The sequence below is a fragment of the Streptomyces sp. NPDC048337 genome (genome assembly GCF_043201175.1).
Taxonomy (GTDB): domain Bacteria; phylum Actinomycetota; class Actinomycetes; order Streptomycetales; family Streptomycetaceae; genus Streptomyces.
The window spans coordinates 91,958-107,163 of record NZ_JBICYR010000009.1 but is presented as its reverse complement, the minus strand read 5'-3'; the positions used below and the strand labels follow the sequence as shown (position 1 = coordinate 107,163).

The following is a 15,206-nucleotide window of genomic DNA, read 5'->3' as shown; positions in this document are numbered from 1 at the left end:
TCACTGTGAGAGTGGCGGAGGGGGACGCCGACCGGGCGGCCTGCTTCGCGGTGCGGGCCGAGGTGTTCGTGGCCGAGCAGTCCGTGCCGGAGTCGATCGAGTACGACGCGTATGACGCGGACGCGGTGCACGTGCTGGCCGTCGGGCCGGCCGGGGCGGCGCTCGGCACGGGCCGACTGCTGCACGGCGCTGCCGCGCTGGCCAAGACGGGTTCGCCGGGCGTCGGCTCGCTGGGCCGGCTGGCCGTTCGCGCTGCCGCGCGGGGGCTGGGGGTCGGGGTGGCGCTGGTCCGCGCGATCGAGGCCGAGGCTTTGCGGCTCGGGTTGTCGGCGGTGGATCTGGGTGCGCAGACGCATGCGCTGGGCTTCTACGAGCGGCTGGGGTACCTGGCCTACGGCCCGGAGTTCCAGGACGCGGGCATTCCGCACCGGGCCATGCGGAAGCCTTTGCCGTAGCCCTGGCCTGGGTGCGGCGCCGCTGCGGGGGCTCCGCCCCCGAACCCCCGCGCCTCAAACGCCGGCGGGGCTGGGTTGTGCTGCGGCTGGGTTTGCCCCTGCGGCTTGGAGATCGGGGCGGAGCCTCGATCCTTGAGCCGCGCCGGGGTCGGGCGGAGTCCGACAGGGGGAGGTCGGCCCGTCGCCGCCGAAGCCGAGCGCAGCGGACTGGCAGGGTGGGGGAGTGGATCAGCTTGCCCTGCTGTTCGTGCTGCTGCTCGGCGCAGTCGTCACCGTGCCGCTCGGGGATCGGCTCGGGCTGCCCGCGCCCGTGTTGATGACCATCGGGGGAGTCGCGCTCGCGCTCGTTCCGGTCGTGCCGAACGTCGACATCCCGCCCGAGTACATCCTGCCGCTCGTGCTGCCGCCGCTGCTGTACGCCTCCGTGCAGCGCACCTCCTGGCGGCAGTTCGCGGCCAATGTCCGGCCGATCCTGCTGCTGGCCGTGGCGCTGGTCTTCGTGACCACCGCCGCCGTGGCCGCCGTCGCGCACGCCGTCGTGCCGGGGCTGCCGATCGCCGCCGCCGTCGCGCTCGGCGCGCTCGTCGCCCCGCCCGACCCGGTCGCCGCCACCGCCGTCGCCGGGACGCTCGGGCTGCCCCGGCGCATGGTGTCCATCCTGGAGGGCGAAGGGCTCTTCAATGACGTGACCGCCATCGTGCTCTATCACGTGGCCATCGCCGCTGCCGTCAGCGGCAGCTTTTCGCTGCCTGACGCGCTGGGGGAGTTCGTGCTGTCGGCCGTGGTGGCCGTGGCCGTCGGGCTTGCGCTGGGGTGGGCCGCCCATCGGCTCATGGGGCGGCTCGGCGATGCCACCCTGCAGATCGGGCTGACGCTGCTGGTGCCGTTCGTGGCGTACGTGGTGGCCGAGGAGCTCCGGGGGTCGGGGGTGCTGGCTGTTTTGACCACGGCTCTCTTCCTCGCCGAGTACGCGAACGACGCCGACGACGTGCTCGGGCGGCTCGCCGGGCACACCTTCTGGGAGGTCGTCGACGTGCTGGTGACGGGGGTGGCGTTCGGGCTCATCGGGCTGGAGCTCCACAACGTCTTCGGTACGGCCGCGGGGCGCGAGTGGGAGATGACCGGGTGGGCCGTGGCCGTGATCGGGGTGGTGGTGGGGGTGCGGCTGGTGTGGCTGCTGCCGGCCGGCTGGCTCGCCAAGAAGCTGCACAACCGGTGGCGCGACTTTGATGAGGAGGTCCCGCTGAGCTGGCGGGAGAGCGTGGTGATGTGGTGGGCCGGGATGCGGGGGGTCGCGTCGGTGGCGCTGGCCCTTGCCATTCCGTTTCGGACGGATTCGGGTGAGGCGTTTCCCGCGCGGGACGAGATCGTTTTTGTCGCCTTTGCCGTGATCATGGCGACGCTGGTGGTGCAGGGGCTGACGCTGCCGTGGCTGGTGCGGAGGCTGGGGGTGGAGGCGGACACGGACGCGGAGCGGGAGACCCAGCGGCAGCTTGCGATCCGCGCGGCGAAGGCCGCGAAGCGGAGGCTGAAGGAGATCGAGGAGGTGGAGGACCTTCCCGAGGATTTGGTGGAGACCCTGTACCGGCGGGCGTATGACGTGGGGGCTCGCATCAGCCCCGACATGGTGGACGAGGAGCGGCGGGAGGCGTACGCGCAGCGGGTGGAACGGATCCGGGACGTCCAGCGGATCCAGCGCGAGATGATGTCGGCCGCTCGGCACGAGGTCCTCGCGGCGCGCAGCGAACCCGGTGCCGATCCGGAGATCGTGGACCGGGTGCTGCGGTTTCTGGACGTGCGGAGTTTGCGGAGCCCGTAGGCTCCGCCGGGCCTCGCGAGTGGGGGGCCGGGGCGGGGTGGGGTGTCGTCCGGGACGGGCTTCGATGTTCGGCGCCCCCGCGGTGGTTGTGCGCCATCTGCGGGGCGGGGAACCGCTGCCGCCGCATGCCGAGGACCTCGCCGAGGAGTGCGCGGCCGCGCTGCTCTACACCGCGTAGCGGTCCGGGGCGAAGAGGTGGAGGGTTCGCCGCGATCCAGTCCGAGGTGCGGCTCAGGCCTTCGGAGAGGGAGACCTCCGGCTTCCAGCCAGCCCATTCGCGGGCGCGGGAGTTGTCCGAGAGGAGGCGGTGGACCTCGCTGCCCGAGGGGCGCAGGCGGGACTGGTCCACGACTACCTCTGCGTTCTTGCCCGAGGCCTCGATCAGGGCTTGGGCCAGGGCGCCGATGGAGATTTCCTCGCCGGTGCCGAGGTTCACCACTTCGCCCAGGGCCCGGTCGCACCCGGCTGCCGCGAGGAAGCCCGCCGCCGTGTCCGTGACGTACGTGAAGTCGCGGGTGGGGGTGGTGGAGCCGAGGCGGATCTCCCGGGAGCCCGCGTGGAGCTGGGCGAGGATCGTGGGGATGACCGCGCGCGCCGCGGCGGCGCCCTGTTCCGCCTGACGTTCTGACCGGCAGGCGCCCGGGTCAGGGGGTCGGGCGGGGGGTGGCCTCGGCCGTCGTGATGCGGGGGAGGGCGTACGGGTGGTGGGTGACCAGCCAGGTGATCAGGCGTTCGCGGACCGCGCAGCGGACCGTCCACAGGTCGTCCGCGTCCTTCGCCGTCACCGACGCCCGCACCTGCACCGTGTGCGGTGTGGTGTCCGTCACGGCCAGGCCGCCACCCCTCCCGTCCCACTCCGGGATGTCCTCCAGGATCTCCTGGAGCCGCTGCCGCATCAGGTCGATCGGCGCGCTGTGGTCCAGGTGCCAGAAGACCGTGCCGGTCATCTGGGCGCCGCCGCGCGACCAGTTCTCGTACGGCTTGCTCGTGAAGTACGACACCGGCATCGTGATGCGCCGCTCGTCCCAGGTCCGGACCGTGAGGAAGGTCAGGGTGATCTCCTCCACCCTGCCCCACTCCTGGTCGACGACCACCGTGTCGCCGATGCGGACGGTGTCGCCGAAGGCGATCTGGAGGCCCGCGAACAGGTTGCCCAGGGAGGCCTGGGCGGCGATGCCCGCCACGATGCCGAGGATCCCCGCGGAGGCCAGCATCGAGGCGCCGACCGTGCGCATCGCCGGGAAGGTCAGCAGTATGGCCGAGGCGGCGACCACGACCACCACCGCCGTGACCACCCGGTGGATCAGCGTGACCTGGGTGCGGACCCGGCGGACCCGGGCCTCGTCCTCGGTCACCGCGGCGTAGCGCGCGTAGGTGGAGTCGACGGCGGCCGTCGCGATCCGCACGGCCAGCCAGGCCGCGGAGGCGATCAGTACGAGGGTGAGGAAGCGGCCGATGGCGGAGTAGTGGTCGGGGAGGATGCGCGTCTCTCGGTAGGAGCCGCTGAGCAGCGAGGTGCACAGCACCACCTGGAACGGCACGCCGCAGCGGCGCAGCAGACCCCACAGGGGGGTCTCGGTGTGACGGGTGTCGGCCCGGCGCAGCAGCAGGTCCAGCAGCCACCCGGCGATCAGGGTGACGACCAGCGAGCCGCCGATCACGGTGACGGGGCGCAGGACGGTCTCCATCTCCATGGCAATGAACGTAACCGGAAGCAGCCCGGCGACCCCCCATATTCACCGAATGGCACGATGGGGGGCATGAACATCATGCTCTTCCATTCGACGTACGGGCTGCGGCCCGCGGTGCACGCGGCGGCCGACCGGCTGCGCGCGGCCGGGCACCAGGTCCAGGTGCCGGATCTCTTCGAGGGACGCACCTTCGAGACCGTCGAGGAGGGCATGGCCCACCGGGACGAGATCGGCCGTGACGAGCTGCTCAAGCGCGCGGTACTGGCCGCCGCCCCTTACTCCGACCAGGGCCTGGTCTACGCCGGTTTCTCCTTCGGTGGCTCCGTCGCGCAGCACCTGGCGATGGCCGACGAGAAGGCGCGCGGGCTGCTGCTCCTGCACGGGACGGCGGACCTGGAGGACGGCGTCACGGTGGACGACCTGCCCGTGCAGCTGCACATCGCCGACCCGGACCCCTTCGAGACGCACGACTGGCTGACGGCCTGGTACCTGCGGATGCAGCGGGCCGGTGCCGATGTGGAGGTCCACACCTACCCGGGGGCCGGGCACCTGTTCACCGATCCGGAGCTGGACGACTACGACGCCGAGGCCGCCGAGCAGGCCTGGAAGGTCGCGATCGGCTTCCTCGACACCCTCTAGACGGGCTTCAGGAACCGGGGCGCGGCGCCGGTTTCGGGGGCAGGGCCGGCGGCGGGCCGAAACGGCCGGTGGTCCGGGTCCGGGGTCCTGGTACGGCGTCCGCCACGGTGGGCGGCGGGGCGGCCGCCCCGCCGCGGGCGACGGCGGCGAGCCGGGCGTCCAGGTCCTCGGGGTCGGGCCGCGCCGCCGGGTCGCGGACCAGCAGGTCCGCCAGTACGGGGGCCAGGGCGCCGGCCCGCAGCGGTGGCGGGACGGGGTCCTCCAGGACGGCGGCCAGCGTGGCCAGGCCGGTGGCCCGGCGCATCGGGCTGACCCCCTCGACGCACACGTACAGCAGCACGCCCAGCGACCACAGGTCGGAGGCGGGCAGATCGGCGCCCCGCAGCCGCTCCGGCGCCAGGTATTCGGGGGTCCCGACGACGTCGCCGGGCGGGGTCAGCGCGGGGGCGTCCTGGATCGCGGCGATGCCGAAGTCGGTCAGGACGGCGGAACCGTCCTTCCGCAGCAGGACGTTGGCGGGTTTCACGTCCCGGTGGCGGATCTCGGCGGCGTGGGCGGCGCGGAGTCCGGCGAGCACCTCGCGGACGATCCGGGCCGTCTCGGCCGGGTCCAGCGGGCCCCGGTCCAGCCGGTGTTGGAGGGACTCGCCGGGGAGCAGCTCCATGACCAGCCAGGGGTGCGGGTCCTCGTCCACGATGTGGTGGATGGCCACCACGTGGGGGTGGTTGATCCGGGCCTGGGCGCGGGCCTCGCGCAGGACGCGTTCGCGCAGCAGCCGCGCGGCCCCGCCCGTCTCGTGGCCGGCTGGCGCCCGGACCTCCTTGAGGGCCACGTCGCGGTGCAGGGCACGGTCCAGCGCGCGCCAGACCGTGCCCATGCCTCCGCTGCCGAGCTTTTCGATCAGCTCGAACCGTCCGTCGATCACGTCCCCCGGCGCGCTCATGGCGCCAGGGTAGGCGAGCGGGGCCGTTCTTACCCGGTGGTTCAGCCCGCGCGGTAGGCGGTCCAGCTGCTCGTCATACGAGCGACCTGGCCGGCGGTGAACTGGTACATGCAGGAGTCGTACGTGTAGTCCATGAAGTTGTGGATCGGGTCCACGCCGGACTTGCTGGCGCAGCTGTCGCGGCCGGTCGGGCACTCGAAGGCCGCGCTCTTCTCGGCCGGGGTGTCCGAGACGTAGTCGCCGTTGCCCGTGCAGCCGCCCTGGAAGGTGTGGTAGAGCCCCATCCAGTGGCCGACCTCGTGGGTCGCGGTGTCACCCTCGTTGTAGTTGGTGGCGGCGCCGCCGGGCAGCGAGGAGTCGAGCACGACCACGCCGTCCATCTTGGGGCTGGAGGCGTAGGAGGTCGGGAAGGTCGCCCAGCCGAGGAGGCCGCCGGAGAGGTTGGCGGTGTAGAAGTTCAGCGCGCCCGGTCCGCCCTTGCGCAGCGTGTTCTTCATGTCCTTCTCGGCCTGGGAGCCGTCGGCCAGGTTGTACCAGGACGCGTTGTCCGTGTAGTCGGTCCCGGCCAGGGTGAACTGGAAGTTGGTGTTCACATTGCCGGTGCCCTGGCCGCCGTAGGCCGCGTTGAGGACCGCGATCTGCTTGCCGATGTCGGTGGACGTCAGCTTTCCGGTGGTGCCGGAGTGGATCACGTGGAAGTACACCGGGATGCTCGTGACGGCCTCGGCGGCGCGCAGGCTGCGCTGCGGCTGGTTCTTGAGGGCCTTGTCCAGCTTCGAGCCGAGGTCGCTGTCCATGGCCTTGGCCTGGGCCTCGGTGAGCTCGTTCGGCTCGGCCGCGTGCTGCTCCTGGGGGCGGGCGACACGGGCGTTGGCGGCTCCGGTGGCCCCTTCGGCGCACACCTCGGCGGGGGTCTTGGCGGCGGCGATCGTCGTGGGGGCGGTGAGCGGGGTGAACGCCAGGGTTCCGGCCAGTACTGCCGTGCCCATGAGGCGGCGGCGAAGAAGGGGGGATATGCGGGCAATCGCGCGCACGTGTGCTCCTCGCGTGGGGGGTTATCGGCCGAAGGATCTCCTCGGTTGGCGCGAAGCTTATGGGTTCATGTCATATACAGGTCAAGCATCTGACGTAAAAGATTTGTTGCTTCTGATGTCAAAGGGGCTCCTGGTCTGCACCAGGAGCCCCTTCGGACAGCAGAATTGACGGTCAATCAGCGAACCGGCTGGTAGACCCGTTCCACCTTCTGGGTGCCGTTCAGCGTGTGGTACGAGCGGGTCCACGCGGCCGTCGCGTCCTGCCGCCGCTTGTCGGACACCACGTAGTAGTCCATCTGCGAGCGCTCGGCCGTCACGTCGAGCACGCCGTAGCCGTGCGCGTCCATGTCCAGCCACTTCACGTGCCAGTTGGCGGCCTTGACGGCCGATTCGGCGACCAGCGAGGCGGTGTCGGCCGGCACGTGCAGGATGTCGTCGAGGTTGTCCGAGGTCACCGAGGTGACCACGAACTCGGTGGCCGCCGTTCCCGAGCCCGGGTACGTGGCCATGTTCACCGGGACCTCGTTGGCCCACGCCATGTGGATGTCGCCGGTCAGGAACACGGTGTTCTTGATGCCGCGGTCCTTCAGGTGTCCCAGCAGCTCCTTGCGGTCGTCCGTGTAGCCGTCCCACTGGTCCACGTTGACGGCTATGCCGCCCTCGGGCAGGCCGAGCAGCTTGGCGAGCGGGGCCAGCAGGTGCACGGGCAGCGAGGCGAAGGCCACCGGCGAGATCATCACCGAGGTGCCGACCAGCTTCCAGGTCGCGTCCGAGCCCGCGAGGCCGGACTTGAGCCAGTCCAGCTGGGCGCGCCCGGTGATGGTGCGCTCCGGGTCGTCCACCGAGCCGCTGCCGACCTTGGCCTGCTGCGAGCGGAAGGAGCGCAGGTCCAGAAGGTGCAGGTCGGCCAGGGTGCCGAAGCGCAGCCGCCGGTAGACGGTGCCCGCGATGGAGGCGCGCACGGGCATCCATTCGAAGTACGCCTGCTTGGCGGCGGCCGCGCGGGCCGCCCACTCGCCCTCGGCGCCGGGCGTGTGGTTCTCGGCGCCGCCCGCCCAGGCGTCGTTGGCGAACTCGTGGTCGTCCCAGATGGCGATGACCGGGTGCGCGTGGTGCAGGGCCTGGAGGTCGGCGTCCGTCTTGTACTTGCCGTGCCGGGTGCGGTAGTCGGCGAGCGAGACGATCTCGTGCTTCGGCTCGTGCGGGCGTACGACGTACTTCGCCTCCGGGTACCCCCCGGACTGGTACTCGTAGATGTAGTCGCCCAGGTGCAGGATCGCGTCGAGGTCGGTACGGGCCGCCAGGTGCCGGTACGCCGAGAAGTAGCCGGACTCCCAGTTGGCGCAGGAGACCACGCCGAAGCGGACCCCCGCGGTGCTCGCCTCGTGGGCCGGGGTGGTCAGGGTGCGGCCGACGGGGGAGGTGGTGGTGCCCGCCGTGAACCGGTACCAGTACGGCGTGTGTGGCTGGAGTCCGCGCACGTCCACCTTGACGGTGTGGTCGGTGGCGGCGCTCGCGGTGGCGGTGCCGCGGGCCACGATGCGGGAGAAGGCCTTGTCCCCGGCCACCTCCCAGTCCACCTGGACGACGGGGCCGATGCCGGAGCCGGGCACGGCCTCGGGGGTCGGGGTGACGCGGGTCCACAGCAGGATCCCGTCGGGCAGCGGGTCGCCGGAGGCGACGCCGTGCAGGAAGGCCGGCGCGCTGCCGGCGGCGTGGGCGGCCGAGGCGCCCAGGGCGGTCATCGGGGCGAGCGCGGCGGTGGCGGCCGCGGCCAGGACGACCGTACGGCGGCGCGGGGTCGCGGCGCGCGCCGAAGGCTGGGAGGAAGAGGAGAGATGACTGGTCACGGATGATCATATTACTGGCGGGTATGGCCGCTGGTACATCCCTCTGAAAGCAACGGGCGGGCGAACTCTGGGAGTTCGCCCGCCCGGTCGACGGCATATGGCCGGAAATCAGCCGGCGATGGCCTTGTCGATCGCCGCCGTGAACTGCTCCGGCGTCTGCGGGGTGTCGATCTTCTTGCCGTCCATCTTCAGCGTCGGCGTGCCCGTCACACCGGACTTGTTGAAGGCCTTCGACATTTCCAGCGCCCACCGGTCGTAGGTGCCGTCCTCGACGGCCTTCTTGAACTCGGCGTTGCCCTTGAGCGCCGGGACGGTGTCCGCGACCTTCAGCAGGTAGTCGTCCTTGGCGAAGCTGTCGACGGTCTCCTCGGGGTGCAGCTCCTTGGAGTACAGCGCGGCCTTGTAGTCGAGGAAGGCCTCCGGGCTGACGTTCAGGGCTGCGCCCAGCGCGCTCAGCGCGTTCTTCGAGCCCTCGCCCTTGGCGGCGTTGTCGATGAAGGTGGCGCCGAAGTACCGGAGCTTGTACTTGCCGGCGTCGACGTCCTTCTTGACCTGCCCGCCGACCGCCTGCTCGAAGCCGGCGCAGGCCGGGCAGCGCGAGTCCTCGTAGAGCTCCAGGGTCTTCTTCGCGTCGGCCTTGCCGATGACGACGGTGAGGCCGTCCTCGCCCTCGGTGTTCTTCGGCTTGACCAGCTCGGCCTTGGCGGCCTTGTCCCAGTAGGACGGCTCGTTGAGCTTCATGACCCCGTAGCCGATGCCGCCGGCGAGGGCGAGGACGGCGACGACCGCGCCGCCCACGAGCAGCTGCCGGCGGGTCTTGTCCTTCTTGGCCTGCGCCTCGCGCTCGGCGCGCAGCCGCTCGCGGGCGGCCGCCTTGTTCTGCTGGCTGTTGCGTGCGCTCATGGTGATCTCCGTGGGAGGGAAAGGAAGGTGAGGGGGACTGTCGTACGTGCGTCAGGCGCGGGCGAGCGCGCCGAGCACGGGAGGTCCCCGCCGTCCCACGGAGTGCGCGGGGAATCGCGTACGGGCCCCGGCGCCCGGAAGGACCGGCCGAAGCGCCCGCCGCACGGGCCCCGTGACGGCGGCCCCGGCGGCCACCGCCAGCAGCAGCGGCCGGAACGCGAGGGCGGCCACCGCCCGCAGCAGCCGGCCCAGTGCCCGCTCGCCGTGGCCCAGCCACGCGGCGGCGAGCAGCCCGACGCAGACGTGCGCGGAGAGCAGCAGCCAGGGCGCCCACGGCCCTTGCGCGGCCAGCAGTGCGGCCGGATCGGCGGCCGGTCCGGCCACCTCGGTCAGCGGGCCGCCCACCGGGATGCCGCCGCACAGCTCGTCCAGGCCCATCGCGCGCAGCGGGCCCGAGACCGGGCCGCCCGCCGGGCCGTAGCAGACGTGCTGCCCGGCGGTGAAGACGGTGTCGGCGGCCAGCTCCAGCGGCACGAGCAGCCCGGCGATGGGGCCGAAGCCCCGCTCGCGGCCCGCCAGCGCGAAGGAGAGGGCGAACACGGCCGCGAAGGCCCCGCCCACCAGCGCGGGCGGCAGCGGCACCCGCGACATGAGGACGTGCGAGCCGGCCGAGAGCAGCACGACGAGCGCGCTGAACAGCGCGGCCCGCAGCCCTCGAAGTCTCACCCCTGATATGTCCATCGCCGCGAGTGTGCCATGACTCCCTGTGAAGCCGGGCCCCAGGTCCCGACTATGGCGTGAGCCGGCCGTTGCGGAAGAGGTCCACGAAGATCTGGTGGTCGGCGCGGGCCCGGGCCCCGTAGGCGTGCGCGAAGTCCACGAGCAGCTCGGCGAAGCCCGCCTCGTCGGCCGCGATCGCCGCGTCGATGGCCCGCTCGGTGGAGAAGGGGACCAGCGTCTGGCCGCTCTCGTCGGCGTCCGCCGCCCCGTGCATGGTCGCGGTGGCCCGGCCCAGGTCCGCGACCACGGCCGCGATCTCCTCCGGGTCGTCCAGGTCCGACCAGTCCAGGTCCACCGCGTACGGGGAGACCTCGGCCACCAGCTGCCCGGCTCCGTCCAGCTCCGTCCAGCCGAGCCAGGGGTCGGCGTGGGCCTGGAGGGCGCGCTGGGAGATCACCGTGCGGTGCCCCTCGTGGTGGAAGTACTCCCGCACCGCCCGGTCGGTGATGTGCCGGGAGACCGCCGGGGTCTGCGCCTGCTTGAGGTAGATGACGACGTCGTTCTCCAGGGCGTCGCTGTGGCCCTCCAGCAGGATGTTGTAGGAGGGCAGGCCGGCGGAGCCTATGCCGACGCCCCGGCGGCCCACGACGTCCTTGACCCGGTAGGAGTCGGGGCGGACGAGGGACTCGTCGGGGAGGGTCTCCAGGTATCCGTCGAAGGCGGCCAGCACCTTGTAACGGGTGGCCGCGTCCAGCTCGATGGTCCCGGCGCCGGGCGCGAAGCGGCGCTCGAAGTCGCGGATCTCCGTCATCGAGTCCAGCAGCGAGAAGCGGGTGCGGGAGCGGGCGGCGCGCAGCGCGCCCAGCAGCGGCCCCTCGGCGGTCTCCAGGGTGAAGGAGGGCACCTCGTCGTTCTTCGCCCCAGTGGCCAGGGCGTGGATCCGCTCGCGGTAGGCGGCCGCGTAGACCCGCACCAGCTCGCTGATCTGGTCGTCGCTGAGCGCCTTGGTGTAGCCGATCAGGGCGACGGAGGCGGCGAACCGCTTCAGGTCCCAGGTGAAGGGGCCGACGTAGGCCTCGTCGAAGTCGTTGACGTTGAAGATCAGCCGGCCGTTGGAGTCCATGTACGTGCCGAAGTTCTCCGCGTGGAGGTCCCCGTGGATCCACACCCGGCCGGTCCGCTCGTCCAGGTACGGGCCGCCGTGCCGGTCGCGCTCCAGGTCCGCGTAGAAGAGGCAGGCCGTGCCCCGGTAGAAGGCGAAGGCCGAGGCCGCCATCTTCCGGAATTTGACCTGGAAGGCGGCGGGGTCTGCGGCGAGCAGCTCACCGAACGCGGTGTCGAACACGTCGAGTATCTGCTCGGCGCGCTGCTCGTCGGTCGTCTCGGTAACCGCCATGGCGGATGCCTCCTGGTGGTGCGGGGCCGATCTGGGGTGGATCGCTTTTCGGACAGTCGTCCTTGGTTCTGCAACGCATGACCGTACCGGTCGGTGCCCCGTTTCTGTCACCCGGCCGACGTAGGATTCGTAGCTGCCGCCCCTCTCTCCCTCCGGAGGCCCCCACCGTGACCAAGACGCCGTTCACGCACCTGCACGTCCACACCCAGTACTCGCTGCTGGACGGTGCCGCGCGGCTGAAGGACATGTTCAACGCGTGCAACGAGATGGGCATGACGCACATCGCCATGTCCGACCACGGCAACCTGCACGGTGCCTATGACTTCTTCCACACCGCCCAGAAGTCCGGCATCACGCCGATCATCGGCATCGAGGCGTACGTCGCCCCCGAGTCCCGGCGCAACAAGCGCCGCATCCAGTGGGGCCAGCCCCACCAGAAGCGCGACGACGTGTCCGGTTCCGGTGGTTACACCCACAAGACGATCTGGGCGGCGAACGCCACCGGCCTGCACAACCTCTTCCGGCTGTCCTCCGACGCGTACGCCGAGGGCTGGCTCACGAAGTGGCCGCGCATGGACAAGGAGACCATCTCCAAGTGGTCGGAGGGCCTGATCGCCTCCACCGGCTGCCCCTCCGGCGAGCTCCAGACGCGCCTTCGCCTCGGCCAGTTCGACGAGGCCCTGAAGTCGGCCTCCGAGTACCAGGACATCTTCGGCAAGGACCGCTACTTCCTGGAGCTGATGGACCACGGCATCGAGATCGAGCGCCGGGTCCGCGACGGCCTGCTGGAGATCGGCAAGAAGCTCGGCATCCCGCCGCTGGTGACGAACGACTCGCACTACACCTACGCCAGCGAGGCCGGCGCGCACGACGCCCTGCTCTGCATCCAGACCGGCAAGAACCTCTCGGACCCCGACCGCTTCCGCTTCGACGGCTCCGGCTACTACCTGAAGTCGACCGACGAGATGTACGCCATCGACTCCTCGGACGCCTGGCAGGAGGGCTGCGCCAACACGAAGCTGGTCGCGGACCAGATCGACACCGAGGGCATGTTCAAGTTCCGGAACCTGATGCCGAAGTTCGACATCCCGGACGGCTACACCGAGGTCACCTGGTTCCGCGAGGAGACCATGCGCGGCATGCACCGCCGCTTCCCCGGGGGCATCCCCGAGGACCGCATGAAGCAGGTCGAGTACGAGATGGACACGATCATCTCGATGGGCTTCCCCGGCTACTTCCTCGTGGTCGCCGACTTCATCATGTGGGCCAAGAACCAGGGCATCGCGGTCGGCCCCGGCCGAGGCTCCGCGGCCGGCTCGATCGTCGCGTACGCCATGGGCATCACCGACCTCGACCCGATCCCGCACGGCCTGATCTTCGAGCGCTTCCTGAACCCCGAGCGCGTCTCCATGCCCGATGTCGACATCGACTTCGACGAGCGCAGGCGCGTCGAGGTGATCCGGTACGTGACCGAGAAGTACGGCCAGGACAAGGTCGCCATGATCGGCACCTACGGCACCATCAAGGCCAAGAACGCGATCAAGGACTCGGCGCGCGTCCTGGGCTACCCGTACGCCATGGGCGACCGGCTCACCAAGGCCATGCCCGCCGACGTCCTCGGCAAGGGCATCCCGCTCTCCGGCATCCTCGACCCCTCGCACCCCCGCTACAGCGAGGCCGGCGAGATCCGAGGCATGTACGAGAACGAGCCGGACGTCAAGAAGGTCATCGACACCGCCCGCGGCGTGGAGGGCCTGGTCCGCCAGATGGGCGTGCACGCCGCCGGCGTGATCATGTCCAGCGAGACGATCACCGACCACGTGCCCGTCTGGGTGCGGCACACCGACGGCGTCACCATCACCCAGTGGGACTACCCGAGCTGCGAGTCGCTCGGCCTGCTGAAGATGGACTTCCTGGGCCTGCGCAACCTCACGATCATGGACGACGCCGTCAAGATGGTGAAGGCCAACAAGGGGATCGACATCGATCTCCTGGCCCTCCCGCTCGACGACCCCAAGACCTTCGAACTGCTCGGCCGCGGTGACACCCTCGGCGTCTTCCAGTTCGACGGCGGGCCCATGCGCTCCCTGCTGCGCCTGATGAAGCCCGACAACTTCGAAGACATCTCCGCCGTGTCCGCGCTCTACCGCCCGGGCCCGATGGGCATGAACTCGCACACGAACTACGCCCTGCGCAAGAACAAGCAGCAGGAGATCACCCCGATCCACCCCGAGCTGGAGAAGCCGCTCGAAGAGGTGCTCGCGGTCACCTACGGCCTGATCGTCTACCAGGAGCAGGTGCAGAAGGCCGCCCAGATCATCGCCGGGTACTCCCTCGGCGAAGCCGACATCCTCCGCCGCGTCATGGGCAAGAAGAAGCCCGAGGAACTGGCGAAGAACTTCACCATCTTCCAGGCCGGCGCCCGCAAGAACGGCTACACCGACGAGGCGATCCAGAAGCTCTGGGACGTCCTGGTCCCCTTCGCCGGCTACGCCTTCAACAAGGCCCACTCGGCCGCGTACGGGCTCGTCTCCTACTGGACCGCCTACCTCAAGGCGAACTACCCGGCCGAGTACATGGCCGGACTGCTCACCTCGGTCAAGGACGACAAGGACAAGTCCGCGATCTACCTGAACGAGTGCCGGCGCATGGGCATCAAGGTGCTCCCGCCGAACGTGAACGAGTCCGAGCCGAACTTCGCCGCCCAGGGCGACGACGTGATCCTCTTCGGCCTCACCGCGGTGCGCAACGTCGGCCAGAACGTCGTCGAGTCGATCATCAAGACCAGGAAGGCCAAGGGGAAGTTCTCCTCCTTCCCCGACTTCCTGGACAAGGTCGAGGCCGTCGTCTGCAACAAGCGGACCGTCGAGTCGCTGATCAAGGCCGGCGCCTACGACGAGATGGGCCACACCCGCAAGGGCCTGGTCGCCCATCACGAGTCGATGATCGACAACGTGGTCGCCGTCAAGCGCAAGGAGGCCGAGGGACAGTTCGACCTCTTCGGCGGAATGGGCGACGAGGGCGGCGGCGACGAGCCCGGCTTCGGCCTCGACGTCGAGTTCTCCGACGTCGAGTGGGAGAAGTCCTACCTGCTCGCCCAGGAGCGCGAGATGCTCGGGCTCTACGTCTCCGACCACCCGCTCTTCGGCCTGGAACACGTCCTGTCCGACAAGACCGACGCCGGCATCTCCCAGCTGACCGGCGGCGAGCACTCCGACGGCGCCGTCGTCACCATCGGCGGCATCATCTCCGGCCTCCAGCGCAAGATGACCAAGCAGGGCAACGCCTGGGCCATCGCCACCGTCGAGGACCTGGCCGGCTCCATCGAGTGCATGTTCTTCCCGGCCACCTACCAGCTCGTCTCCACCCAGCTGGTCGAGGACACCGTCGTCTTCGTCAAGGGCCGCCTCGACAAGCGCGAGGACGTCCCGCGTCTCGTCGCCATGGAGATGATGGTCCCCGACCTCTCCTCGGCCGGGACGAACGCGCCCGTCGTCCTCACCATCCCCACCGTCAAGGTGACCCCGCCGATGGTCACCCGGTTGGGCGAGATCCTGCGCCACCACAAGGGCAACACCGAGGTGCGGATCAAGCTCCAGGGGCCGCGGACCACCACCGTGCTGCGCCTCGACCGGCACCGCGTCCAGCCCGACCCGGCCCTCTTCGGCGACCTCAAGGTGCTGCTCGGCCCGTCCTGCCTGGCCGGATAGCGCCGGTAGGCACGCGTACCGAAGGGCCTGCCCGGCATCGCCGGGC

General features: G+C 70.5%; 10 protein-coding genes and 2 pseudogenes. 4 read left to right on the top strand and 8 right to left on the bottom strand.

Annotated features, from left to right (window positions below; all coding sequences use genetic code 11):
- Positions 1 to 5: 5 nt before the first annotated feature.
- Together ACGFYU_RS17355 and ACGFYU_RS17350 are read left to right on the top strand one after the other, a co-directional pair.
- Positions 6 to 455 carry a GNAT family N-acetyltransferase gene (locus tag ACGFYU_RS17355; protein ID WP_393828268.1) on the top strand — a complete coding sequence of 150 codons (450 nt, stop codon included), beginning with the start codon at positions 6 to 8 and terminating at the stop codon, positions 453 to 455.
- Positions 456 to 678: 223 nt separating this feature from the next.
- Positions 679 to 2,274, top strand: coding sequence for a Na+/H+ antiporter (locus ACGFYU_RS17350; RefSeq protein WP_393828136.1), 1,596 nt, complete (start codon positions 679 to 681; stop codon positions 2,272 to 2,274).
- A gap of 165 nt (positions 2,275 to 2,439) precedes the next feature.
- Here ACGFYU_RS17350 and ACGFYU_RS17345 read toward each other — a convergent pair.
- Together ACGFYU_RS17345 and ACGFYU_RS17340 are read right to left on the bottom strand one after the other, a co-directional pair.
- Positions 2,440 to 2,872: pseudogene (locus tag ACGFYU_RS17345) on the bottom strand (GDP-mannose 4,6-dehydratase); the annotation flags it as partial.
- A 46-nt stretch (positions 2,873 to 2,918) separates the two neighbouring features.
- Entirely contained in the window at positions 2,919 to 3,962 is a 1,044-nt protein-coding gene (locus ACGFYU_RS17340; RefSeq protein WP_393828267.1) for a mechanosensitive ion channel family protein, read from the bottom strand.
- A 63-nt stretch (positions 3,963 to 4,025) separates the two neighbouring features.
- Here ACGFYU_RS17340 and ACGFYU_RS17335 point away from each other — a divergent pair, with 63 nt between their 5' ends.
- Positions 4,026 to 4,604 carry a dienelactone hydrolase family protein gene (locus ACGFYU_RS17335; RefSeq protein ID WP_393828135.1) on the top strand — a complete coding sequence of 193 codons (579 nt, stop codon included), beginning with the start codon at positions 4,026 to 4,028 and terminating at the stop codon, positions 4,602 to 4,604.
- 22 nt (positions 4,605 to 4,626) lie between these two features.
- Here the strand turns inward: ACGFYU_RS17335 and ACGFYU_RS17330 are convergent.
- From ACGFYU_RS17330 to ACGFYU_RS17305, 6 genes and pseudogenes are all read right to left on the bottom strand, one after another.
- Positions 4,627 to 5,547 (bottom strand): annotated as a pseudogene (locus ACGFYU_RS17330) (serine/threonine-protein kinase); the annotation flags it as partial.
- A 41-nt stretch (positions 5,548 to 5,588) separates the two neighbouring features.
- Entirely contained in the window at positions 5,589 to 6,536 is a 948-nt protein-coding gene (locus ACGFYU_RS17325) for a zinc metalloprotease (RefSeq protein ID WP_393828266.1), read from the bottom strand.
- 221 nt (positions 6,537 to 6,757) lie between these two features.
- Positions 6,758 to 8,431: an alkaline phosphatase D family protein gene (locus ACGFYU_RS17320; protein WP_393828134.1), complete on the bottom strand. Its 1,674-nt coding sequence runs from the start codon at positions 8,429 to 8,431 to the stop codon at positions 6,758 to 6,760.
- A gap of 108 nt (positions 8,432 to 8,539) precedes the next feature.
- Positions 8,540 to 9,334, bottom strand: a complete 795-nt coding sequence (locus tag ACGFYU_RS17315) for a DsbA family protein (RefSeq protein WP_393828133.1) — start codon at positions 9,332 to 9,334, stop codon at positions 8,540 to 8,542.
- A gap of 51 nt (positions 9,335 to 9,385) precedes the next feature.
- On the bottom strand, positions 9,386 to 10,075 hold the full coding sequence (locus ACGFYU_RS17310) for a hypothetical protein (protein WP_393828132.1): 690 nt from the start codon (positions 10,073 to 10,075) through the stop codon (positions 9,386 to 9,388).
- Between the two features lie 49 nt (positions 10,076 to 10,124).
- Positions 10,125 to 11,450, bottom strand: a complete 1,326-nt coding sequence (locus tag ACGFYU_RS17305; protein WP_393828131.1) for a DUF2252 domain-containing protein — start codon at positions 11,448 to 11,450, stop codon at positions 10,125 to 10,127.
- 167 nt (positions 11,451 to 11,617) lie between these two features.
- On the opposite strand from ACGFYU_RS17305, the gene dnaE reads away from it, so the two are divergent.
- Entirely contained in the window at positions 11,618 to 15,160 is a 3,543-nt protein-coding gene (gene dnaE, locus ACGFYU_RS17300) for a DNA polymerase III subunit alpha (RefSeq protein WP_393828130.1), read from the top strand.
- Positions 15,161 to 15,206 lie beyond the last annotated feature (46 nt).